Origin of the sequence: Gimesia sp. (genome assembly GCF_048262075.1) — a bacterium.
Taxonomy (GTDB): Bacteria; Planctomycetota; Planctomycetia; order Planctomycetales; family Planctomycetaceae; genus Gimesia.
In genome coordinates this window covers 34,865-57,636 of record NZ_JBLXFK010000005.1, presented here as the reverse complement: position 1 = coordinate 57,636, position 22,772 = coordinate 34,865, and the positions used below count along the sequence as shown (strand labels likewise).

General features: G+C 51.3%; 17 protein-coding genes. 11 read left to right on the top strand and 6 right to left on the bottom strand.

What is annotated here, in order from left to right:
* The first annotated feature begins 10 nt into the window (after window positions 1-10).
* The 4 genes from ACN0YH_RS11955 (at window position 11) to ACN0YH_RS11940 (ending at window position 4,783) form a co-directional block, all read left to right on the top strand.
* Window positions 11-520, top strand: a complete 510-nt coding sequence (locus ACN0YH_RS11955) for a hypothetical protein (protein ID WP_417379793.1) — start codon at window positions 11-13, stop codon at window positions 518-520.
* Window positions 521-578: 58 nt separating this feature from the next.
* On the top strand, window positions 579-869 hold the full coding sequence (locus ACN0YH_RS11950) for a hypothetical protein (RefSeq protein ID WP_417379792.1): 291 nt from the start codon (window positions 579-581) through the stop codon (window positions 867-869).
* A 107-nt stretch (window positions 870-976) separates the two neighbouring features.
* Window positions 977-2,365 (top strand): H(+)/Cl(-) exchange transporter ClcA, encoded by a 1,389-nt coding sequence (gene clcA, locus ACN0YH_RS11945; protein ID WP_417379791.1) that lies wholly within the window; start codon window positions 977-979, stop codon window positions 2,363-2,365.
* A 33-nt stretch (window positions 2,366-2,398) separates the two neighbouring features.
* Window positions 2,399-4,783: a PAS domain-containing sensor histidine kinase gene (locus ACN0YH_RS11940; protein WP_417379790.1), complete on the top strand. Its 2,385-nt coding sequence runs from the start codon at window positions 2,399-2,401 to the stop codon at window positions 4,781-4,783.
* A gap of 11 nt (window positions 4,784-4,794) precedes the next feature.
* Here the strand turns inward: ACN0YH_RS11940 and ACN0YH_RS11935 are convergent, their stop codons facing one another.
* A complete protein-coding gene (locus ACN0YH_RS11935; RefSeq protein ID WP_417379789.1) occupies window positions 4,795-5,520 on the bottom strand; it encodes an SAM-dependent methyltransferase in 726 nt (241 codons plus the stop codon).
* Between the two features lie 236 nt (window positions 5,521-5,756).
* On the opposite strand from ACN0YH_RS11935, the gene ACN0YH_RS11930 reads away from it, so the two are divergent.
* From ACN0YH_RS11930 to ACN0YH_RS11915, 4 genes are all read left to right on the top strand, one after another.
* Entirely contained in the window at window positions 5,757-6,809 is a 1,053-nt protein-coding gene (locus ACN0YH_RS11930) for a PA0069 family radical SAM protein (protein WP_417379788.1), read from the top strand.
* 30 nt (window positions 6,810-6,839) lie between these two features.
* Window positions 6,840-8,219, top strand: coding sequence for a leucine-rich repeat domain-containing protein (locus ACN0YH_RS11925; protein WP_417379787.1), 1,380 nt, complete (start codon window positions 6,840-6,842; stop codon window positions 8,217-8,219).
* 352 nt (window positions 8,220-8,571) lie between these two features.
* A complete protein-coding gene (locus ACN0YH_RS11920; RefSeq protein WP_417379786.1) occupies window positions 8,572-9,582 on the top strand; it encodes a leucine-rich repeat domain-containing protein in 1,011 nt (336 codons plus the stop codon).
* 54 nt (window positions 9,583-9,636) lie between these two features.
* The gene (locus ACN0YH_RS11915) at window positions 9,637-10,791 is read left to right on the top strand and encodes an ankyrin repeat domain-containing protein (protein ID WP_417379785.1); all 1,155 of its coding nucleotides are present in this window, start codon (window positions 9,637-9,639) and stop codon (window positions 10,789-10,791) included.
* A gap of 596 nt (window positions 10,792-11,387) precedes the next feature.
* Here the strand turns inward: ACN0YH_RS11915 and ACN0YH_RS11910 are convergent.
* From ACN0YH_RS11910 to ACN0YH_RS11890, 5 genes are all read right to left on the bottom strand, one after another.
* On the bottom strand, window positions 11,388-12,698 hold the full coding sequence (locus tag ACN0YH_RS11910) for a polysaccharide pyruvyl transferase family protein (protein ID WP_417379784.1): 1,311 nt from the start codon (window positions 12,696-12,698) through the stop codon (window positions 11,388-11,390).
* A 738-nt stretch (window positions 12,699-13,436) separates the two neighbouring features.
* Entirely contained in the window at window positions 13,437-16,544 is a 3,108-nt protein-coding gene (locus tag ACN0YH_RS11905; protein WP_417379783.1) for a sigma 54-interacting transcriptional regulator, read from the bottom strand.
* Between the two features lie 611 nt (window positions 16,545-17,155).
* Complete coding sequence (locus tag ACN0YH_RS11900; protein ID WP_417379782.1) at window positions 17,156-17,917, bottom strand: class I SAM-dependent methyltransferase; 762 nt, start codon at window positions 17,915-17,917, stop codon at window positions 17,156-17,158.
* A 90-nt stretch (window positions 17,918-18,007) separates the two neighbouring features.
* Window positions 18,008-19,132 carry an alpha/beta hydrolase gene (locus ACN0YH_RS11895; RefSeq protein WP_417379781.1) on the bottom strand — a complete coding sequence of 375 codons (1,125 nt, stop codon included), beginning with the start codon at window positions 19,130-19,132 and terminating at the stop codon, window positions 18,008-18,010.
* Window positions 19,133-19,405: 273 nt separating this feature from the next.
* Window positions 19,406-20,149 (bottom strand): CPBP family intramembrane glutamic endopeptidase, encoded by a 744-nt coding sequence (locus tag ACN0YH_RS11890; protein ID WP_417379780.1) that lies wholly within the window; start codon window positions 20,147-20,149, stop codon window positions 19,406-19,408.
* A gap of 264 nt (window positions 20,150-20,413) precedes the next feature.
* Between ACN0YH_RS11890 and trpC the strand changes: the two genes are divergently transcribed.
* From trpC to ACN0YH_RS11875, 3 genes are all read left to right on the top strand, one after another.
* Entirely contained in the window at window positions 20,414-21,214 is an 801-nt protein-coding gene (gene trpC / locus ACN0YH_RS11885; RefSeq protein WP_417379779.1) for an indole-3-glycerol phosphate synthase TrpC, read from the top strand.
* Between the two features lie 44 nt (window positions 21,215-21,258).
* Window positions 21,259-21,870, top strand: a complete 612-nt coding sequence (locus ACN0YH_RS11880; protein ID WP_417379778.1) for a phosphoesterase — start codon at window positions 21,259-21,261, stop codon at window positions 21,868-21,870.
* Between the two features lie 180 nt (window positions 21,871-22,050).
* Window positions 22,051-22,716 (top strand): hypothetical protein, encoded by a 666-nt coding sequence (locus ACN0YH_RS11875; protein WP_417379777.1) that lies wholly within the window; start codon window positions 22,051-22,053, stop codon window positions 22,714-22,716.
* Window positions 22,717-22,772 lie beyond the last annotated feature (56 nt).

Here is a 22,772-nt window from a genome sequence, read left to right as displayed (position 1 = left end):
TGGTGGTCTGATGCAATCAGTTTCTCAACGCTTGAAGCTCGTCAGAGTTGACACATTGTTGCTGTCGAGCAATATTTTCCTGATTGTCATATTCAACCTGAGTCTGTATTTTCTGTTTGTGAGCAATGATCCAAAATGGTTTAGAGCCGTCTGGTGCCTGGCAGGATTACTGGTATTCTGGTTGTTGCTCTGGTCCTTGAGGTTTCGAGGCACGAGCCAGAAGAACGATGTGACGACGGCACAAGTCGGCGGAACACTGTTGACCCTGGTGACGGTCTACAGTCTGTTGAATGGACTCTCCTGCCTGTGGCTACCGGATCTGGAAGTCTACATCACTGTGATTCTGCAAGGCGGGATCACCCTGATCGTCGGCATTACGATGACGCTTTCACTTGTTGATCAATCCCAGGCAGGTTCTCGGATTAACTGGTCCGTTGTGATTTGCAGCTACTCTGTCATGTTGGTGACATTGATGTTGAATCTGGCAGGTTTGTGGCTTATGTTGACAGGCGGCATTTGAGCAGACTTGATCACTTGGTAAAAGATCAGCTCAGTATTCGTCACAGGAATGAAACCGCATGACAGCCGGACAGATGAAAATCGCGAAGTTGAGTGTGCTGACCCTGGTGATGCTGATCGCCGTCGCCCTGGTTTATCTTTATGTCAGTGTGATCGAACTGTCTCTGTCGCAGGATCACATCCGCCAGGCGTTTGGGAAAGGGATTGCCGCCTGTATCTTTCTGACGGCTGGGGGTACTGCTTTGCGCTACCCGCTGAGTGGACTGTTGGCCGGGATTCTGGTCTGCTTTTTCTTTACGCTGGGCTACGTTGTTCTCTGGGTGGGGATCCCTTTGGAATGGCTTTTTTGAACGTGCTTTAAAAAGGTACCATTTTTTCCCGATTCCTGTTATCGTGCTTTCTCTGTGAACAAGGTTGTTCTGGAACACGTCCTACTGACCGGATACAGGATGCAGGAATGGAAGAAGGCGGCGAGAGTCATCGTATCGAGTTGAAGACGGCGATGTGGATCTATCTGATGGCGCTGGTAATTGGCGTGGGGGTCGGCACGCTGGGGTCGGCCTTTCATTACTGTCTTGATAAAGTGATCGGTAGCTATGCCTCCATTGCCGCGCTGTTTTCCGGATTTGACTTACTGACGATACTGGTAGCGTCGGTTGTGGGAGCAGCGATGGTGTCTGCAGCAGCCGTTTTGGTCCGAAAATATGCGCCGGAGACCGCGGGGAGCGGCATTCAGGAAATTGAAGGCGTGATGGGCGAACTGATGACGCTCCGCTGGCGAAGTGTGCTGCCTGTGAAATTTATTGGAGGGGTGCTGTCCATGGGGGCAGGTCTGGTACTTGGACGTGAAGGACCAACGATTCACCTGGGCGGTTGTGTCGGACAGATCGTGGGCGAAAAAGCGCGGGCGGATAAGCATACTTTAAATACATTTCTGGCTGCGGGCGCTACCGCGGGACTGAGTGTGGCCTTCAGTGCCCCGCTGGGCGCGATCCTGTTTATGATCGAAGAAGTCAGGCCTCGATTTCGATACAGCTTTGTCGCACTGCATGCGGTGATCATTGCCAGTATTACGGCGAACCTGATCAACGACCAGGTGTTTGGCACGCTGCCTCAGTTGCCCGTCCAGTTGCAGGCCTCTTTACCCACTTTTCAGCCGACGAGCAATCTGCTGCTGACACTGTCATTGAACCTGCTGCTGGGCGCGTTGATTGGCGTACTGGGGGCGGGTTTTAATTCGGTAATGTTAAAGTGTCTGCGGATCTCTGATGGCTTGAATAGCCGCTTTATGCTGATCATTGCAGCGTCGGTGGGGGCCGTGGTCGGGGCACTGATGATCATCGCGCCGGAATATGTGGGTGGCGGTGAAGCGCTGGTAAAAGAAATATTCGTGGAGTCCCCCCTGCTCGGCTTTTTACTGGGGTTACTCGTCGTACGAGCAGCGCTGACGTTTTTGAGTTATTCGATGGGTGTGCCCGGCGGAATTTTTGCACCGATGCTGGCATTGGGCGCATTGATTGGCACGAGCTTCGGATACGTGGTGCATGAGCTCACGCCACAGGCAGATCTGCAGGCGGCGACATTTGCAGTTGCTGCGATGGGGGCCCTGTTTGCAGCGACTGTGCGGGCACCTCTGACGGGGATCGTGCTGGTTGCTGAAATGACGGACAGTTTCGAACTGCTGCCGGCGATGATTGTGACCTGCATGACCGCCAGTATTGTAGCCCAGTCACTGGGAAGTCGCCCGATATACGATCTGCTGCTGGAACGAACACTGGAACGCAGAGGTTTGAAAGAGGAACCGGAAAACGAGTCCTCAGGTACAGTTGGTAAAAGCGAATCATGAATTCTGTATTTCAAATCAACAACAATCAAAGCCATGCATGAATTAACCACACCTGAACTCCTCGAAGAAGTGAAATCTCTCCGTCTACGTGTCGCTGAGTTGGAACAGCAGCAGGCGGATGCAAAACCGAATAAGGTCAATGATCTGGCACATCAGTATTTTAATCTGGCTGGTGAGATGATTATTGCGATCGATACGGACGAGACAATCTCGCTGATCAACCAGCAAGGCAGTCTGCTGCTGGAGGCAGAGGAATCACAGATCATCGGCAAGAACTGGTTTGATCATTTTCTTCCGGACGCGGATCGTGAGGAAGTACGCGCTCTGTTCAGGAAGCTGGTCCAGGGCGATCTCATGCCGGTGGAGTACTTTGAGAATGAAATTCAGACAGCGCGTGGAAAATTGAAGTCGATTGCGTGGCACAATTCAGTACTGAGAGATGGTTCGGACCGCATCATCGGGACTTTGAGCGTGGGTGTGGATGTTACCGCGCGGAGGGCGACAGAACAGCTGCTGCGCGAAAACGATCAGATGTTTCGCCAGATCTCAGAGAATATTAATGAACTGTTCTGGGTCTGCAGCCCCGACTGGAGAGAAATCTACTATGTGAATCATATGTATGAGGTGATCTGGGGACGCTCCTGCCAGAGTCTGTATGAGGATTCCCGGTCCTGTCTGGATTCAATCCACCCGGATGATCGTGAATCCGTTAAACGCGAGACTAAGAAAAAATCCAGCAATGGTTTGTCCGACCCTGATTTTCCCCGGTTCAGGGTCATTCACTGTGATGGCAGTGTGCGCTGGATGCAGGCGCGCGCCTTTTCTGTTTGCGATGAAAACAATCGGGTAACCCGCATCGTCGGTATTGGGAAAGACATTACCAAACGCAAGCAGGAGGAGGATGCGGCTAATGAAGCGAGCCTGAAACTGGAGCGATGTGTCGAGGAACGAACGGAAGAACTTGCCAGGCGGACTGCACAATTAAAGGCCATGTTTATTGCGATCCCCGATGTTGTACTCGTGCTCAGTCGCAATGGGGAAATAATTAATTTTAACAGCCGCTGCAAGATGGATTTATTCCTGTCTCCCGATTCGCGTCGTGGCAGCAAAATTGGAGATGTGCTGCCTGTCGACGTGGGTCGCCAGATCAAGTTACTCATCAACCAGGTCTATGATACCCGGCAGATTGAAACGCTCGATTACAGTCGAGTGAACCGGGGGAAGGAATACTGGTATCGTGCCCGTGTACTGCCTTACCTGTCAGATGAAATTCTGATGATGATTGAACAGATTAACGATCAAAAAATCGCGGAAATGGAATTAAAGGTCCTGCATGAAAAACTCTCGGAAGCCCAGCGGCTGGCACATATCGGGAGCTGGGAATGGAATATTCAGGACGACACACTCTGGTGGTCGGATGAAGTCTATCGGATCTTTGGTGTGTCCAAGTCAAGTTCAATTCTGCAGAATGAATTCTTTCTGCAGACCATTCATCCCGATGATCGCCAACTGGTAGAGCAAATGATTGCTCAAACATTGAAATATGATTTACCCTACAGCACCGAACATCGCATCCTGCGGCCTGATGGGGAAATCCGCCATGTGCATGAACGCGCTGTGCTGAAAAAGAATGATGTGGGTGAAGTGTTGTTTATGCATGGGACCGTACAGGATATGACGGAACGGTACGAAGCCATTAGAAAGGCACAGGAATACCGGGATATCCTGGCACATGCGTCCCGCCTGGCTGTGATGGGAGAACTGACGGCTGGCATTTCCCATGAGCTTAATCAACCACTGACCGCAATTGCAAATTACACGGCTGCCATGAAGCAATATTTAGAGCAGAATCGCGATGTGACACACCTTGTTGATAAAATCCAGGACCTGTCTCTTCGTTCTGGTGAGATTGTGCGCAAATTGAAATCGCTGGCCGAAAAACGTAAGCAGGAGGCGATCCAGTTCAATGTTCAGGAAAGTATTCGAAGTGCGCTGGAATTGATTCAATACGAACTGCGACATCGGCAGATCGAAGTGAAGATCGACAGCCAGACAAAATTTATGGTAGTCTATGCTGATCGCGTCCAGATCGAACAGGTACTGGCCAATTTATTTATCAATGCTCTTGAAGCAATGACAGAAGCCCCTTTTCCCAGAACGTTAACCATCAATGTGTCGCCTGCGGAAGAGTCCATGATCCTGGTTGCGATTGCGGATACCGGAAATGGGGTAGCAGCAGATTTCGTCGACCATCTGTTTACGCCATTCACCACCAACAAGAAGGATGGACTGGGCATCGGCCTGTCTTTAAGTCGCTCTCTGGTAGAAGCAGCCGGTGGACGAATTTTTTACCGTTCCAATTCGGAGCGAGGTGCCTGTTTTCATCTGCTTTTACCCACGCGCCACAGTTTGCAGTAGACGAGTTGATCTTACGGTTTTTGAAACAGGTACACGCCGTAGCCCAGCGTGTTGCGTCCCCACTTCAGGTAGGCCTGAATCCAGTCGCGACGACGCAGGAGTTTTTCTCTCAGCTCTTGACGGTCTGGTTGCTCCCGGGCTTTTCGTTCGATGATTCGCTGATAGGCCCATTCGAAATGATCCCATTCCTGTTCGCTGCTGGTCCAGGCTGACAGCGGAACCAGCCCCAGCTGTTGTCCCGTGGCGACATTTGCGCCGTGCGTCATTTCATCGGGAATGGATTCACCCAGCATCGCGCGATATTCCGGAGTCGCTGGCTGTTTCAGATAACCATCGGCGATCAGTAACAGTCCGCCCGACTCAACCAGTGGAATCATTCGTTCGATCGCAATACGATAAGCATCGTTGCCAGATGCGAAGGCGTGTGTCGCACCCAGGCACATCGCCAGAGCAACTGCGACCTGTTCGAATTGAAATGATCTCGCATCGGCTTCGATGAACTTGACCGGAGAACCTGGTATGCGGCCCTGCATGCGGCGCCGTGCTTCGGCAATCTGTTCGGGAGAGAGATCGATTCCTGTACCAACAATCTGATAACGTTCATAGAGGCGCATCAGAATTTCACCACTGCCACAGCCGATATCAAGTACCGGCTGTCCTGCTTGTAGTTTCAGCACATCAAGAATCTCGGACATGCGGGCTTCACTGACCGGGGCATTCCATAACAGATCGATCATGTAGTACTACTCCTGATCCGGGAATCAAATATTGAGCTGTTTGAGTTAAGTGATTCGGACGAGGACCGTTCAAGCGAGGTGACGACTGTCTCTTAGACACACAGTCATTGCAGAAGTTCACAGGAACCGCTTTCATTTTTCCCTGTGAGGTGAAAAGATCCTTCCCTGTCGCCTGGGAATTGCCTATAAACAAAGTGTCAGATGTGTTCGTATTCTTTTTTTGAGTCAGGCAAGCCATGCGGCACGGTTCGAATCTCAATCCGCCCAATCGTTTCGAGTCGACGTACTCGGAACCGGATTTGGAGCAGTTGGAATGGGATGACGAATATCTCTCCCAGCCTCGGCGGATTGAGTACATCGACGACAATTCCAAATCGATCGTGACCGAGAACGATTCCCCCGACCTCAATTTTCGCTATAGTGTGAATCCCTATCGGGGTTGTGCACATGGCTGCAGTTACTGTTATGCGCGGCCCTTTCATGAATATCTGGGATATAATGCCGGCCTCGACTTTGAAACGAAAATCATGGTCAAGCATGACGCTGCAAAACTGTTTCGCGACTTTCTGAGCCGCAGCGACTGGCAGCCGGAACTGATCGCGTTTTCCGGCATCACCGATTGCTATCAACCCGCCGAACGCGAATTCCAGTTGACGCGACAGTGTCTGGAAGTGGCATCCGAAGCCAATCAGCCGATCGGCATCGTCACGAAAAATGCGCTGGTTGTGCGGGATCTGGAGCTGTTGACTTCGATGGCCCGGCGGTCGCTGGTGCACGTGAGTCTGTCGATCACCACGCTCGACCCGCAACTGGCGCGTGAAATGGAGCCGCGGACGAGTATCCCGGCGGCGCGACTGCGGGCGGTTCGCGAACTGTCGGCGGCGGGTGTGCCAACAAAGGCGATGGTCTCGCCCATCATTCCAGGGTTGAACGATCATGAAGTACCGGAGATTCTGAAAGCAGCGAAAGAGGCGGGTGCGATGTCAGCCAGTTACATTCTGCTGCGTCTGCCTTTGACGGTGAAACCGGTGTTTGAGGAATGGCTGGAACGGACACAGCCCGCGCGTAAGGAACGGGTGCTGAGCCGCATCCGCCAGACGCGGGACGGCAAGCTGAACAACTCGGAATTCGGCAGCCGCCAGCGGGGCACCGGGGAAATCGCCGAGCAGATCGGCAGCCTGTTCAAGGTCTTCTGTGGTAAACTGGACCTGGATCGACGCTTACCGGTCTTGAATTACGAACAGTTCAAACCGCCTGTTACAGGTAAGGGACAGCAGTGGCTGTTTTGACGGAACCGTTTTTTAGAACCGGAAAATGAAATGACTCAACCCGAACCAAATCAGAAACGCGTGAGCCGCTTGCGGTGGGTCTGGCGAGGTATTGGGCTGCTGGTCGTTTTGGGGCTGGTCTGGTTCGTGTTAACCTCAGTGCAGTACGGCTTGGCAATTCATCAACTCAAGGCCATTCAAAATGTGGAGCTGACTACTGAGCCGGATGCGCTGCTGGGTGCTCTACCTCGGTCCTGGCAGAACTGGGTAGCAGACAGGCTGGGACAGGAACGACTGCTGCTATTTCAGCGAATTACTGTTGTTGACTGTTTCCAGTCGCCCATCACCGATCAACAGCTTTCTCTGTTGAATGGTTTTGACTCGCTGAAAGAGCTTAGCCTGAGAGAGACAAAAATCGGTGATGCGGGCCTGGTTCATTTGCAGGGGCTGACCAGACTGGAAGAACTGGATCTTATGAAAACGCAGATCAGCGATGCTGGTTTAATACATCTGAAAGAGATGACCAACTTAAAAATTCTGACGCTCTCAAAGACCAGGGTGGGGGATGCAGGGATGAAGTCTCTGCAGAAACTGAAGGATCTGGAGTCACTGGACCTGGAACAGACACATGTCAGTGATGTCGGGCTGGCCTGCTTGAAGAATCTCAACAAGTTGAAAAGGCTCTCATTAGAAAAAACGCAAGTGACGGATGCGGGAATGGCTTCTCTGAAATCGTTCAAAGATTTAGAGATACTGCAACTGACGGATACGCAAGTTGGTGATGCGGGAGTGATGCTTTTGCAGGATTTGAAAAAACTGGAAGCGCTTTATCTTTACAACACGCAAGTAGGCGATGCAAGTCTGCGTGTTCTGGCAGGGCTGACGAATCTGCAGGCGCTCTATTTGAGTGAGACACGTGTGACCGATGCTGGGCTGAAATATCTGTCAGGATTGAAGAAGTTGAAGCAGTTGAACCTGCAGAAAACACAGGTCACTGATGCAGGATTGAAACACTTGCAGGGGCTCACGCAAATAGAATGGCTTTTTCTGGATGAGACCCGGGCCGGTGAAGAAGGATTGCAGTTCATCAAAAATTTTACCAGGGTGAACGTTCTGACGCTGTCTCATACACAGGTAAAAGATACTGGGCTCGCACAGCTCAAACAATTAGAAAAGCTCACTACGCTCAATCTGGAGCACACAAAAATCACCGATGCAGGACTGGTGCATCTGACGGGATTAACGGCAATGTTAGATTTGTATCTTGCAGGCAATACTTTGACCGATGACGGAATCATGCAACTGAAAAAATTGCATTATCTCATGTGGGTTAGTCTGGAAGAGACGCAGGTCACGCCTGAGGGTAAATCGCGGTTGATTGAGCAGTTATCCAACTGGCAGGGTGGCATTCTCGAATCAGAGGAATATTGAAGATGGAGATCAAACGACGATAATTAGAAGGCAGCATGCATTTTCCTGAGGACTTTAAATATTGAAGCAACCCGAACCAAATCTGAAACTAGTGAGCCGTTTGCGCTGGGTGTGGCGATCGATCTTGTTCGTGGCCTTGCTGGGGTTGATTGTGTTCACGGGCTCTATTATCCAGAACGGGTGGACGATTAATAGACTGAGATCGAATGGAGGGGTTACGACTGAGCCTGGTTTACTGCTAAGTTCTATACCCATTTCCTGGCAAGACTCAATTTATCAACTCGTGGGGTTAGAAGTGTTCTCTGCTTTTGAAACTGTTACCGCTATGTATGGTTATGAGGAATTTGGCGACATGGATTTAGCCCGACTCAGTCGATTTCAGAATCTGCAGTCCCTGAGTTTCGAGAAGACAATGGTGACTGATGCGGGAATGGTTCATTTGAAAACGTTGAAGAATTTGAAAAAGCTTCGCCTGTCTGATTGTGATATCAGTGATGACGCTTTGGTTCACTGCAAAGCGTTGACCAATCTGGAATTCATCAACTTGAGTCATACGCAAATTAGCGATGAAGGACTTTCCCATTTGGGAGGACTTCATGGCCTGGAGAAACTTTATCTCGAAGGAACATCCATCAGTGACGAGGGGGTGATTCACCTGAAAACGCTTACGAAACTGAATTATTTAGAGCTCTCTTTTACAGAAGTCAGTGATGAGGGACTGATTCCGTTACAGGGATTGAAGAGCCTGAAGACTCTGTATCTCAACGATACCCGGGTACATAATGCGGGACTGGCTAATCTAAAAATTTTGTCAAAGCTGGAACATCTCAGACTGGGAAAAACAGAAGTGAGTGATGCAGGTCTGGTTTATCTCGAAGAACTCAATAGTCTGCAAGGACTTGATCTCTCTGGTACCTTGATTACTAATGACGGTTTGGTGCATCTTCAGTCGTTGCCCAGTCTGAAATGGCTCGTATTGAATGGCTGTCGAATCAGTGATGCAGGACTGGTTCATCTTAAAGGACTCGAAAGTCTGGAAGAACTTTATCTCTCTGATACCCTGATTACTAATGATGGTTTAGCTTATCTTCAGTCGCTGCCCAATCTCGAATGGCTTATATTGAATGACTGCCAGATTAGTGATCCAGGGCTGCAACATCTTCAACATTTGAAGAAACTACAGGGGCTGAACCTTGCACGAACCCAAGTGAGTGATGCGGGGTTATTTCACTTGAAGAATCTGACCAGATTGAAATCACTGGTTCTGGAAGGGTCCCAGGTGACACCGGCAGGGAATGAAGATATACGTGAGGCCATTCCCGGGCTGATAGAAGAAGATCATGCTATAAATGGTTTCTTTTAACAGTTGGACTTTGTTGTGATAACAGCGATGTGATCTGAGAGAGTCATGATAGAAATGAAGACATGCAACAAGTGCGGGGAGACGAAAGCGACTTCGCATTTTAACGGCAGCGCTGCGAGTCCGGACGGGCTGGCGACCTGCTGCCGGGCATGTGTGAATGCGGCGCGGCGAAGCGCTGCAAAACGTGGCCAGGAGAAACCGGATTCTTTTCGGGCACAACTCATCGCAGCGACGAAAAAAGGTGATTTACAGGTCGTACGGAAGTATCTGCCTCAGCTGTCTACACAGCAAGTGACTTCGCTGCTGTCACTGGCCATTGAGTCGCATGGACTACGAAAAGCAGCGCGGCTGCTGGAGGTCTGCGATCTTTTGCTCTCTGCGGGTGCGGAGCCAGACGCCTGTTGTGAGTATGGTCCCCTGCTCTGCCTGGCTGCGACGAAGAATACTCGTGCTTATGTCGAAAAGCTTAGAGAGTATGGAGCGAAAGCGGACATCTTTACGACGGCGGCGACCGGGGATATCGCTGGGGTGCGTAGTCGTTTACGCCGTAACCCGAGGCTGGCGGGAAAAGTGGATGCAGTGGGAAAAACGGCCCTGCATTACTGCGCCGGTTCGCGGCTCTGGATTGATGACGATGCGATGCGGGACAAGCTGGTGACTATCGCGGGTCTGCTGCTGGAGGCAGGTGCGGAGATTGATGCCGCGTACCCGTTTCCTCTGCACAGTACGCCGTTTGCAGTGGTCGCGACCGTGGGCGGGAATGTGGAGCTGGCAGATTACCTGCTTGACCGTGGTGCCGATGCCGGAGATGCGCGACTGCTGTTTGATGTTCTGCGGTCGATGAAGCGCCAGGACGATGAGTTCTCCCGCATCGGCGATCTGCTGCTGGCGCACGGAGTCAATGTGAACGACGAGTATGTGGAAGGACTGAATCTGTTACAGGGGCAGGCCCGGCACGAGGATGTGCAGGCGACCGCGTGGTTATTGGACCGCCGCGCAGATGTGGATGCCCGGATTGCCGACGGTCGAACGGTTTTGCATCTGGCAGCTGATCGTAATAATGGAGTCAAAGTGATCGAGTTACTGCTCCAGCAGGGAGCCGATCTGAATGCCCGGGATGACCAGGGAATGACGCCGTTGTTCTATGCCCGTCAGAGTGAGAAGTTGAGGATTGTGAAATTTCTGGAAGAACGGGGAGGTTGTGTTTGATCTGGCTCGGAAAATACGCCCTGGTTGTTTTCGTTCCCTCATGTTTAGAACGGTATCAGCAGTGATTTTTCACTGTCGGGCGTCTGAGCTGACTGGAGATCACAAAACCACATAAGACGTCCCGTGTGCCATGGACCGGCACGTCCGGCCGTAGGAAGCAGTTTATGGTCACCAGGTGACCGTTTCAGTAAAACTGGACACAGTCTAAAATTAGCTGCGGTTGAAGTTAATTTATTACTACCACGAAAAACACGAAACCACACGAAAATGAAACACAATGGGTAGGCCCGGATGTAGATCCGGGCCGAGCGCAGCGAGCAGGAAACTGACAGAGTAAGCAGTCAGCTCGGGTAGGGGTGAACCCATGTGTTCGCACTCTATAAAAACCAGAATTGGAGACTCGCCAGACATTCGCACCCTTGCACTGACAGTTCCTGTTGTCTGCGACAACCCCGAATTGCATTCGGGGCCACCCCAGGTTGTTATTTCTCACCTACACGATGCTTTCGTGCCGGTTCGTGATTTTCGTGGTTCAAAAAAATGTTCTGAACCATTCCGTTGTGCCACTCACTTTATCACGGCTGTCAGTTTAAGAGCTAATCCGCGGATTTCTGCTGGTCGAGGATCTCTTTGATTTCGCCCATCATTTCTTTGGATCTTGTATTGACGGTGTGCATGGCGCGGTTGACTTTGGATTGGGCCAGTTCGGGTTTGGCGTCGATTTTTAACAGGGCGCGGGTGAACTGGTCGGCGGGGTCGGCGTCGATGTCGAACAGCCATTCGGACAGGCCGATGTCGCGGAACATCCAGCGTTTGAGGCCGTGACGCGGGCTGGCCAGGTGCATGGTGGGTGTGCCCATCGCCAGGGAGATAATACAGGAGTGGGGTTCCATCGAGACGACGGCGATGGCCTGGGCGTAAGTGGAGGCGGCTTCGTCGACGTTCCAGAAAGGATCGCGATTGACGACGTAGGGTTTCACGTCTTCAGGCAGTTTGTCGAGGATCATTTTCTGCGCGTGCACGATTTCTTTGTCGACTTCGGGGGCCAGCAGGACTTTTTTGCCGGTCTTGCGGACCCAGTCGGTGATGACTTCGCGGAGTTTTTTCGTCCAGAGTTCGTTCTGGGCGAGGTCTTCTTTGCTGGGGTTAGCGGGATTCATCGACGTGCTCTTTTTTGCACCTATTTTCGGTGTGTTGCTGCGGAGCGTGATGGTGATGAATTCTTTGGGTTTCAGGTCATGGGCTTTGAGCCAGGCGTTGGCTTTGGCATCATCGCGGACATCAATGCCGAAACAGCCGTCAGGACCGAAGGCGAGGGACGGCGCAGTGACGCCGATCTTGCGCAGGTAGTAGAAAGATTCGACATCGCGGGTATAGATGGCGGCGGCGCGGGAGAGCAGTTCGCTCATTTTCGCTTCGTCTTCCGGAGCAAAGCCGTCGAAGGATTGGCCGTAAAGGACGAGAGGTTTCTTTGTGACAGTACAGGCTTCGATGATGTAGTTTGGTGGTGGCCAGAACTGGTTGAAGTGCATGCCCGAGTTGTAGAGAAAGAGGTCGGCTTCGTCGAAGGCTTGCTGAAATTCCGGGTTGTTGGCTTTGCCGCGGGCGTTGAGTTTGCCCTGCACGATCTGAACTTTGGGGAACCGCTGTTGGAGCATCGCTGTGACTTCGTCTGTGGTTCTATGCAACCAGAGATAGACTTTGACATCGGGCAGATATTCTTCGAGGTAACGCAGTGTGCCGGGGGTGTGGCCGATGTCGCCGATATTGACGGTCTGCCAGCCGGAGCGCATCAGGATCGTTTTCTGTTTGGGTTCGGCGGCCTGTGAAAAAGAACAGACAAACAGAGGCAGGACCGCTACCAGCAGGAGCAGGGAACGACGATTGAGCAGACGGGGATGGTTCACAGAGGAGGTTCCTTGGGGTGGGACAGTATTTTAGTTCAGAGAGATTCGTTCACGTTTGATTCATCTTAGCTGTCTGTGGGGGCAGTGAAAAATCAAATTGAATTATTTAAGTTTGTTTTTTTGAGGTTTCTGCTGCAGAACGATCATAACCGGGTGGGATATGTTTAGCTGCGCGTGCCGATGACCGGCGCGTATGATGGTGGGATTCTAGAGCGCATCACATTTAACCATAGCGTCACTCGATCTATTATACTCGGTTCAAATGGACCTGGAGACGCTACAGTAAAACTGGACACAGTCTAGTTAGCAGAATTCTATTAACAGGGAGGTTTGGTCATGGGGTTCATAACGAAAGGCAATTTGTTTCTGACTTTGTCAACAGATCGTGCAGCAGTGCACCAGGTGGTAATGCGGTACCTGTATGGCGATCTGTTTCCAAACAGAACCGATACCAGGACGATCCTGCGGCGGTTGGTTGTGGTCCTGTGTTGTTGTGTGTCGACCCGCAGCGAAAAAAGTCACATTTTGGTCAGGCATTTTCAAAATGTGTCTGAAACGAGCGGGTTTGATAGTGCTGATCTTATCACAGGAGTAAGAAGAGCAGTGAATGTAAAGTGGACACGCGCGCGACACAGGTACGTAGAATCGCGATCGGCGCAGCGGGGTCAAGGGCAATTCTATTCACCAGTCAGTGAGAGAGATTCCGTTGATACCCCGAGGACTGAGCGGAAAAACAAATTAAGTGATGTCGTATTTTTTGAGCTTGCTGTAGTAGGTACTGCGGGGCATGCCGAGCAGTCGGGCGGCCTGGGCTTTATTGCCATCGCATTCCGCGAGTGCCAGCTTGAGCTGTTCGGGCTCGGAGAGTCGCTGATCGACGTGGTTCTGCGAGCCGGGAAAGGTGATGACTTCGACATCGGAGAGTGGGATGCGACGCACGGCGTCAGAGCGAACGGGTTTGGTTTCGAAGACGCGGGCCGGCAGTCGTTTCTTTTCTTCCAGCAGATCTGTGGGCAGGTCTTTGAGTGTGATGACCTGGGATTCAGCAAGAACAACCGCGCGTTCGATCACGTTTTCGAGTTGGCGGATGTTACCAGGCCAGGGAGCACGTTCGAGGGCTTCGATGGCATCGGGGTCGATGTGAGAAATGCGTTTGCCCAATCGGTGTGCGGTGCGTTTAAGGAAGTAGAAAGCGAGTTCGAAAATATCTTCACGTCGTTCGCGCAACGGGGGCAATGTGATGCTGATAACGTTGAGACGGTAATACAAGTCTTCGCGGAACAGGCCTTCGGTAATGCGCTGTTCGAGATTCTGGTGAGTCGCGGTGATGAGTCGCACATCGACGTGCAGGGTTTCCGATCCGCCTACACGTTCGAACGCACGTTCCTGCAGCACCCGCAGAAGTTTGACCTGGGTGTCGAGCGAGATGTCACCGATCTCATCAAGAAACAGTGTGCCTCCGTTCGCCAGTTCGAACCGCCCGACACGGTCTTCGTGGGCACCGGTGAAGGCGCCTTTGACGTGACCGAAGAGCTCGCTTTCGAGCAGACTGGGAGAGAGGGCGGCGCAGTTGACGCGGACCAGCGGTTTTTCGTGACGGGAACTGTTTTCATGGACGGCCTGGGCCAGGAGTTCTTTCCCGGTTCCACTTTCACCACGAACGAGCACGGTGGATTCGGAGTTGGCGACTTTGCGGACGGTTTCCATTACCAGGCGGATCGCAGGGCTGTTCCCTTTGATCATACCTCGCTGGACATCGAGAGCGGGAGTGGAGCGTTCGGCAATTTCCTGCGAGTTGGTGAGTTCGGACTGCAGGACGGAGACGAGTCGGCGCTGGTCGTCGATTTTTTCAACCTTGATCCGCATTTCTTCATTGAGGCGGCGGAGGTCCTGATGGATTTTGGTACTGTGCAAGGCGATGCTGGTAATCTGGCCCATGGCATTCAGGAACGTCAGGTCTTCGGCGGAGTAGGCGCTCCCTGCGGAGCGTTGTCCGAGAGCGACGAAGCCGGCGAATTCCCCATCGAGTTCGAGGTTGTAGATGAAGTCGAAGCCGAGCAAACGCAGCAGTTGTTGCGCGGGAGAAGCTTCTTTCAGGAGACCTGTGGCGACGCGTTGGAATGCGAGTTCACCTTCGAGGACTTCCAGAAGTTCCGGGCCACAGGGAACGGCGGAGGGGGCATTTTCAATGTGAAATCCAGTGAGCAGATCAAACTGACTGCGATCAGGGTTGAGCAGATAGATGGCGGCGCTCTTGACCTGAAGCACTTCGCGGCAGGAAGTGAGCATGCGATCGGCGATGGAACGTTGGTCACCCAGGCGGCCGACGGCCCGGTTCATACGTTTGAGGGCTTTATCGAGCTGGTATTTCTGGCGGAAGAAACGACGATCGATGAGTCGCTGGATGCGGTCGCGTGACCAGAGGAGCAGCGAGATGGCAAACAGCATCACCAGGAAGACAGAGACCGCCTGATTGGTACTGGGAGCGCGGTTTAGCTGGGTCCCCAGCAGAGAGCCGAGCGAAATGACAGTGGCATAGAGAATTGAGATGCCAGCACTGACGACGTAAAACAGCATGCCGCGGCTGATGATCTGATCGATGAGCATCAGACGGTAGCGGATGATCCCGACGACGAAAGCCGCCATAAAGGAGACACTGGCGAGGAACATGGGAATCCCGGCACCGCCGAGTGCGAACTGGGTACGGTCGAATTCGGCGAGGTAGAGGGAGTAGCCGACGGGGATCGTTGAGATGAGCCCGGCCAGCGCGATCCATTTCAGTTGATTGCGTTCGTAGGGATTTTGACTTTTGAAGTAACCATAAAACAGGGCGACGAGTGTCGCGAGATAGTACAGGCCGGCGACTGTGATATAAGCATAAACAGTCCAGCGCAACACATAGATGGCTTGAAAAACGAGCGGCGCATATTCGAGTTCGGCGAGTTCACGGGGATCTTCACCAATATGTGAGGTCACCCGAAGGTATGTCAGGCAGGCCAGAATTAACAGCGTAGTGGCGACGGGGATCGAATACACGACTCGCAACAGTCCGACCGGATATTGAACCAGTGGGGGAATCGCCCGCGGGTAAGTGATGAAGAAGTGCAGTGTAATGGCCGGAATGAGGACGGCAGCGATTACGAATGGGATGTTCAGCATCAGCGAGCCCGCAATGATCCACCAGTTATATCCGCCGATAAAGGCGACCAGAGTGATAATACCCATAATGAAGAAAATGCGAGTGGTCCGGTCGAAGGGGCGCATCCAGTAGGCGAAAGCACCGATGGCGAGGATCACCAGTTCCAGTGAGAACCAGAGGAGTGAGATCGCCACATCTCCGGAAGGGATGGACTGGATCTGAATCCAGGCGGTTTTCATCGTGTATGAAACCGAACTAGTTTCGCTCGTATCCCTGCTGTAATATTCGATCTTAATGAAACGACCGCTGTTCTGGATTTCCACCATGGAGGGGACATCATGTTCGGTCGGATCGGCTTTAGGTTGCAGTTGTCCGCCGGGAGGCAGATCCATGTTGCGTAGTTTACTGAGGACCTGTGAAAAATCGAGAAATGTACGAATCGGATATTCGCCGATCTTTGTGAGCACGTCTCCGTTTTTGGGAGCAGAAAAGGCGCCCGCAGTTTTGATATCGGGGGTCGCTTTGATTTCGATTCCTGCCACACTGGGGCCATCTGTCTGGGGAAGTGCTTCTACACTATCCAGCATGGCACGAATGCGGAGATCGGGACTGGTGGTGACAAAGCCGAGCACGATCACACTATAAACGATGGCGAGAATTCCACAGGTGAAGAGAATCGCGCGTTCTCTGATCCCTTGTTTTTTCATAATTCAAGATCCCCTCGTCTTGCCAGACACATTTGAAATCAATCAATATTGATGCGTCGAACATTCGTTTAGCGCCGAAAATACGGCGCCGATGAGGTGTCGACCTCAACAATAGAGCATTTCGGCGCCGAAAATTCAAGTGATCGTGTCGAAATCAGCGAAGACCGTCAGGATACAATTGTATAAAATGAAGGGAGAATCGTCGAAATCACTTTAAAATAGGTAAACGGTAGTGATGGCGGGTTCGGGATTGAAAAATATCTTGCTTAAGGGAAAAATAGAGTGGAGTTGGCACGATCAATGCATATACCTTTGGCAGAGAGTTGAGAGGAATCAGGAAACGGAGTTACTGACTCTTAAATGAGTCCCTGGTTTTAATCAGCTTTCTGACCCAGCCTGGCCCTTAAGAAGGAATCTGGTCTGGACGGAACATTATCCAGAAGGTCCCCCTGATTTGCGAGTTCTGACCCAGCACGCTCTTCAGTTTCTGTGAAGTGAAATAAACTACGCTTTATCCGTCCACAATTCACCGCCTTCTTAAGGGCTTTCTTTATGCGCGGATTGCAGTGTCAGCTGACTTTCAATGATCGCAATATTCTCAGGGTAGTCACTTATCTGATGTGACCATAATAGAGGTTGGTGTCGTATTTAAACTCGACCTTACCGTCTACCTGATGCTGCTGAAAAATCTTCTGTAGTCGTGACAAAATATCTGCGTATCCAGGCTGGCCGACGTTGGGGGCATAAGAAGAAGAGAGCAGTCGCCCGGTGAGAGATTCCAGATCGAAGGATTGATGACTGGGGAGTGACGCGGTTTGTACAAGGTGGGGATGAAAGAACCGGTCGAAGTCTTCAGTTGAAATATTCGTATGATTCACCTGAGTGTAGTCGGTCGCGAAATCGAGGAGCATTTGTTCGTAATCGACCAGAAAGGGCGTTGTATCGGTCTGCCGTTCATTCCAGATCAGGACAACCCAGCCGGCCGGTTTGATGATTCTTTGAAACTCCTGCCTGGTCTGTTCGCGGTCAAACCAGTGAAATGCCTGTCCCGCAATAATGAAATCAAAGGAGTCGGCAGGGAGATGTGTTTTTTCCGCGGTCGCGTCGATGCTGTGAAAGTGCGTGTACTTTTCCAGGAACTTTTCGGCAGCGTGTCGCATTTCCTGATTGGGTTCAACTCCGTACACGGTATTGTGATGATCAAGAAACAGTTTGCTGGAGATACCCGTTCCCGAACCGATATCAGCGATCAGTGAATCTGAAGTTAAGCCGCAACTGGTTTTCAGAAGATCAAGGACCTCAACCGGGTATCCGGGGCGATATTTAATGTAGTTGTCCACGCGATCTGAGAAACGGGATGTGGAGTTATTCATCGCAGGGGCCCTGATCTGGAAATACATTCGCGGTTTATAGTAAGCATGAGCCTGCTTCAGGCAGACATTATATATTGTGAGTTGTCTCAATTAGAGACTGGTTGCCCTGACTTTTTTGATTTCGGGTGGTTCTTTATCAAAGGCCCAGTAGTTCTGACCGGCAAAGTCTCTGTGCAGGAGCCAGTTTCTTTCCGCGGCTGGACTGTTCTGTTTAATGAGGGCAAACAGATCACTGAGGACGGCGCGGTTACTTCCATAATAGGAATGACTCATGAAGCTGGTATCGACGGCAGAGACATCGATGGTTTCAACACCTTCCAGGATCAATGGTTCCCGGGAATCGCCGGCACGGCGCTCCTGGTTAACGGCTTTGGAAGCGACAAGGGCGACGTCTCCTGATCCGGAGTAGAGTGTGACGCGATGGGCTTGCGCGATGATGGAAGGTGCCAGGGTTTTAAACTCCGAGACGCCGACATCGGGAGCTGCCAGAATGATATTCTGGAACGGTTTTGTTTTTTCAAAGTGTTGTGGCAGTCGATTGAGGGCTCGCATCACGACGCGATTGCCCATGCTGTGTACCATGATGTTGATTTTTGTTCCGGGTGGAACGGAATTCACCAGTGTTTCCAGAAAATGGGCCATCGGTTCGACGCTGGAACTGGCGACCTGACCGTCGAGCAGATATTTCTCAACCCCTCCCTGGGAAGGCCAGCTGTAGCAGACGACGGCCCCGTTGAAGGGGAGATCGTTGGCGATCTGTGCAGCCCGAGTGACAGCGCTGGGGAAATTCACATTGAAGCCATGCACGAAGACCAGTACATCTTTCTGTGGTGCCCGTTGCAGCAGCAGGTTCAGGTCAGCAAAGAAAGGCTCTTCTTCTGCAGGGGTTAACGAAGTGATTTCCACCTGCCCTTCCGGGTCGGGAGAACCCTGCCAGAGTGTCTGGATCACTTTCGATTTCAAGTCGCTGTGATTTATTTTAGAGATATGCACGTGGCTGGAACCGTACGCCACTTCCGATCCAAACTCATTTGTATAACCAGTTTCACCCGATGGGTTTTGCTGCTGCAGGCGATTGGTAGCGTAAAGAATTTTCCAGTCTGTTCCTTCTTCAGATTGTTCTGCAGCAATGGGGTCTTTGAGAGAATCGGCGTAAGATTGGACCAGTTGCTGTGATAATGCCCCGGTTACTTTTCCGGTGTAGATGAGATCCATTTTGGATCTCATTGTCTGGCAGGAGAGACAGATGCAGGCGCAAAGCGAGAGCAGTACCCAATGGCGAATGGGGGTCGCATTCATTTCGGAGGTCTCCGAAGGGCTGAGTTCAGATTGGATAAGAGGTGTCGAAGTCTGATGAGACTGAAACACCAGATGAGAAACTACTTGAGAGGAGGGATTGAGAGAGGCGGGAAGGGTACTGTATTTTCAAAAGCGGGTGAACCCCAATTTGAACTGGTGGTCGTATGAATATTGTAAGGTCTGTTTTTCTCAAGCTGGATTCTGGTGATTTGCCAGAGCCAAAGCGAGATTGACGGCATTAAACAAAGCATGGGTTACGACGATGGCGACATAGCTGCGCCGATAATAGAAGAGGGTACCCAATATGAATGCCAGTGGAAACAGGGGGATACAATCGGGAAATCCGTGAACGATGCTGAAAACCAGCGAGCTGATCAGGATGGCAGCGAAGGGAGGCATGAGCCTTTCCAGCCAGCCTTGAAAGAGGACGCGATAAATCAGTTCTTCAAAGAGTGGTGCAATCAGGACTGCGGAAATAAAAATCCAGCTGATCGTTGAAAAGTGTGGCTCGGCTTTTAAGAGGAGAAAAAAAGGATGCAGGCTCTCTTCTGATCGGAATGGGTAAGTCAGCAACAGCAGAGCCATCACGGGTAACAGAGCGAGAAGAAAGCCGACGGCTCCCTCGTGCATTTGCCTGCGAATTTCATTCAGGCGAAACCCCAGCTTCTGAATTGCAGAGAGATGTGACAGCGTCAGTATGAGGATCAGAATCGCACCGAAGCAGAAAGTGATCAGTGACGACTGCATGATGTGTACTACGGTGACTGGTTTTGAAGGGGCTAAAGTCTGATGCCATTCACTCCATTCCCGCTCCAGAGAACTTGCGAACTGAATCGCAATCCAGAGGATTGCCAGTAGTACAGGGAACGAAAATTCCAGCTGGTACCGCTCAGAATTGAGCGGGAACACGGACGTAATCTGTCTGGTTGTCATCAGCTGCAACCAGTAGCGAATGCTCAGTAGGGTCAGGAGTAATAGTATCAGATGCAGTGCCGAAGGGACCAATTCAATGGCCTCCTGATGAAGGGAGTATCGAAAAACAGCATGAATGTGCCATCGTCGTCATCCGAAACCGGAATTACAAGTCGAATTGCAGGAGGATTTGCTGACTCTGTGGTACTTCGTGTCGTGGGGAGTTATGCTACGTTGAAGCAGATTTACGTTTTTTATTCCAGATTCAGGTGTATGCGAGAAGTCGTGAGTAACATTCTTGAAGAGATTGTGGCCAGCAAACTGGTAGAGGTCAGTGAGGCGAAATCGAAGATTCCTTTCGAACGCCTGGCAGAGGGTTTAGTGGATGCTTTGCCTGTCCGGGACTTCGTTGCCTCGATGCAGTCACATGGTCCAGTGGCGATGATTGCAGAAGTCAAGAAAGCATCTCCTTCTGCTGGTGTGATCCGGGAAGACTTTCATCCTGTGGAGATTGCCAGGATTTATGAAGCTGCAGGAGCTGCCTGCCTGAGTGTGCTGACAGACGAACAATATTTCCAGGGACATTTGGATTTTCTGAAAGCGGTCCGCCAGAACGTGACGATTCCGGTATTGCGGAAAGACTTCATTATAGATCGCTATCAGATTTTAGAAGCGAGAGTCGCTGGTGCGGACTGCGTCCTGTTAATCGCTGAATGTCTGGACGATGGGCAACTGGAAGATCTCTATGGCTATGCGCTGGAACTGGGGATGTCGGCTCTGGTCGAAATCTATGAGCCTGACAATCGGGAGCGCGTCTTAAAGTTGTCACCTCCGTTACTGGGAATTAATAATCGAAACCTGAAGACATTTGTCACCAGCCTCGAGCATTCCATACAGCTGGGGGCACAAGTGCCCGCGGAGTGCCTGTTGATTAGTGAGAGTGGCATCCGGGACCGGAGCGATGTGTTGAAGCTGCAGGAATCAGGTGTCCGAGGCATCCTGGTGGGTGAGACCCTGATGCGTTCCTCGGATATGGGAGAAAAAGCACGAGAACTGCTGGGGCTTTCGTCTCAGCCGACTGAGTAAACTTTAATCAATCAACCTCTCAACAGAGCAGAGAAGGATCAGCGATGTCAGATACGGAGCAGCAAGTGGAACATGTTATGGTTGTGCCCACACTTCTTTTTCACGAAGTGGGTTACTTTCAGGGATTTAACGATCAGGTGGCACCTTACCTGAAAACGCTGTTTGATCCGAACTACATCAGTTTCCGGCCTCGTGATACGGTTGAGGAAGACCCCAGCTTCAAGCAACTGATTCCCTATTGTATTTTCCGTCATGAAGGAAACATATTCTACTACACCAGGGGCTCCAAAGGGGGAGAGCAGCGATTGCATAGTAAACGTTCAATCGGGATTGGCGGACACATCTCCCTGGAGGATGACGAGAAGGAAGGCTCGACGTATCGCGAGGGGATGCAGCGCGAAATCCAGGAAGAAGTTGTAATGGATACAAACTATTCAGAAGCCTGTGTCGGGCTGATAAATGACGACGAAACTGAGGTGGGGAAGGTCCATTTGGGAATAGTTCACATATTTGACCTGGAGTTGCCCAAAGTTCTACCCCGTGAAGAGTCGATTATAGAGACAGGGTTTGACTCACCGGAAAAACTGTTACAAGAGTTAGATCAGTTCGAAACCTGGTCTCAAATCTGCCTGAAAGGGCTATTTGAACTATCTTAACTCAAGTCGGCAGAATTTGCCGGTGGAATCGGTGAGCCAGAGAAATCGACATACAGATTCATGAACAGGCTGGTATGCAGTCCTGCAACCAGCCTGTCTGCTCAATCAGGGAATGAGAGCAGAAAAAAATCGACAAATGTCAACACATGAGAAATGAAGTGACAAAGGAGTGTCTTCAAAATGAAAATCACATTTCGCGGATGGATTGTTGTAGGTTGTCTGTTGGCCGTATTATCAGCGATGGCTGTATTGGGTGCTGGCGTTCATGCACAACAGCCCGCTACCACAAAACCAGCAGTGACCACTAATCCGGAACTGCCAGGCCAGCTCTCAGAAGAGCAGTTGGGAAACCTGTTGAAAGCAATGGGTTTATCTGCAACTAAAACTAAAAAACGGTACGACTTTCAGTTCAAAGCCAACCAGAACAAAGAAGAGTGGGAACTTTCCATGTCTGCCGTTCTGAGTGAAAACGGCGAATGGGTGTGGGTCATGGCATGGCTGGACCCCCTGCCCCGCAGTGCTGCAGATGTTCCACGGACTGCGATGTTACGCCTGCTGTCTGACAATGACCGGATGGGCAACGGTAAGTTTTTCGCTTACATTTCCAGCAACCGTCGGTTTGTCTTGCAGCGTGTGATTCCCAATCAGCGGATTACGACGAAAAAGTTTCATGAAATTCTGAGTGATCTGGGCAGCAGCGTAGTGCAGTATTATCCTCACTGGTCGACGGATAACTGGAAACGTTCTTCCACTCCAGAGCCTCAAGGTACCGCTCAGCAGGCACCGGCTCGTCCGACTCAGACTGCGTCCGGTGCTTCCAATTTCAGTTCTCGCACAAAGAACTAACCGGGGTCCAGGATTCACTGCTGCTTTTTTGATTTCACATATCGAGCAACCAGTCA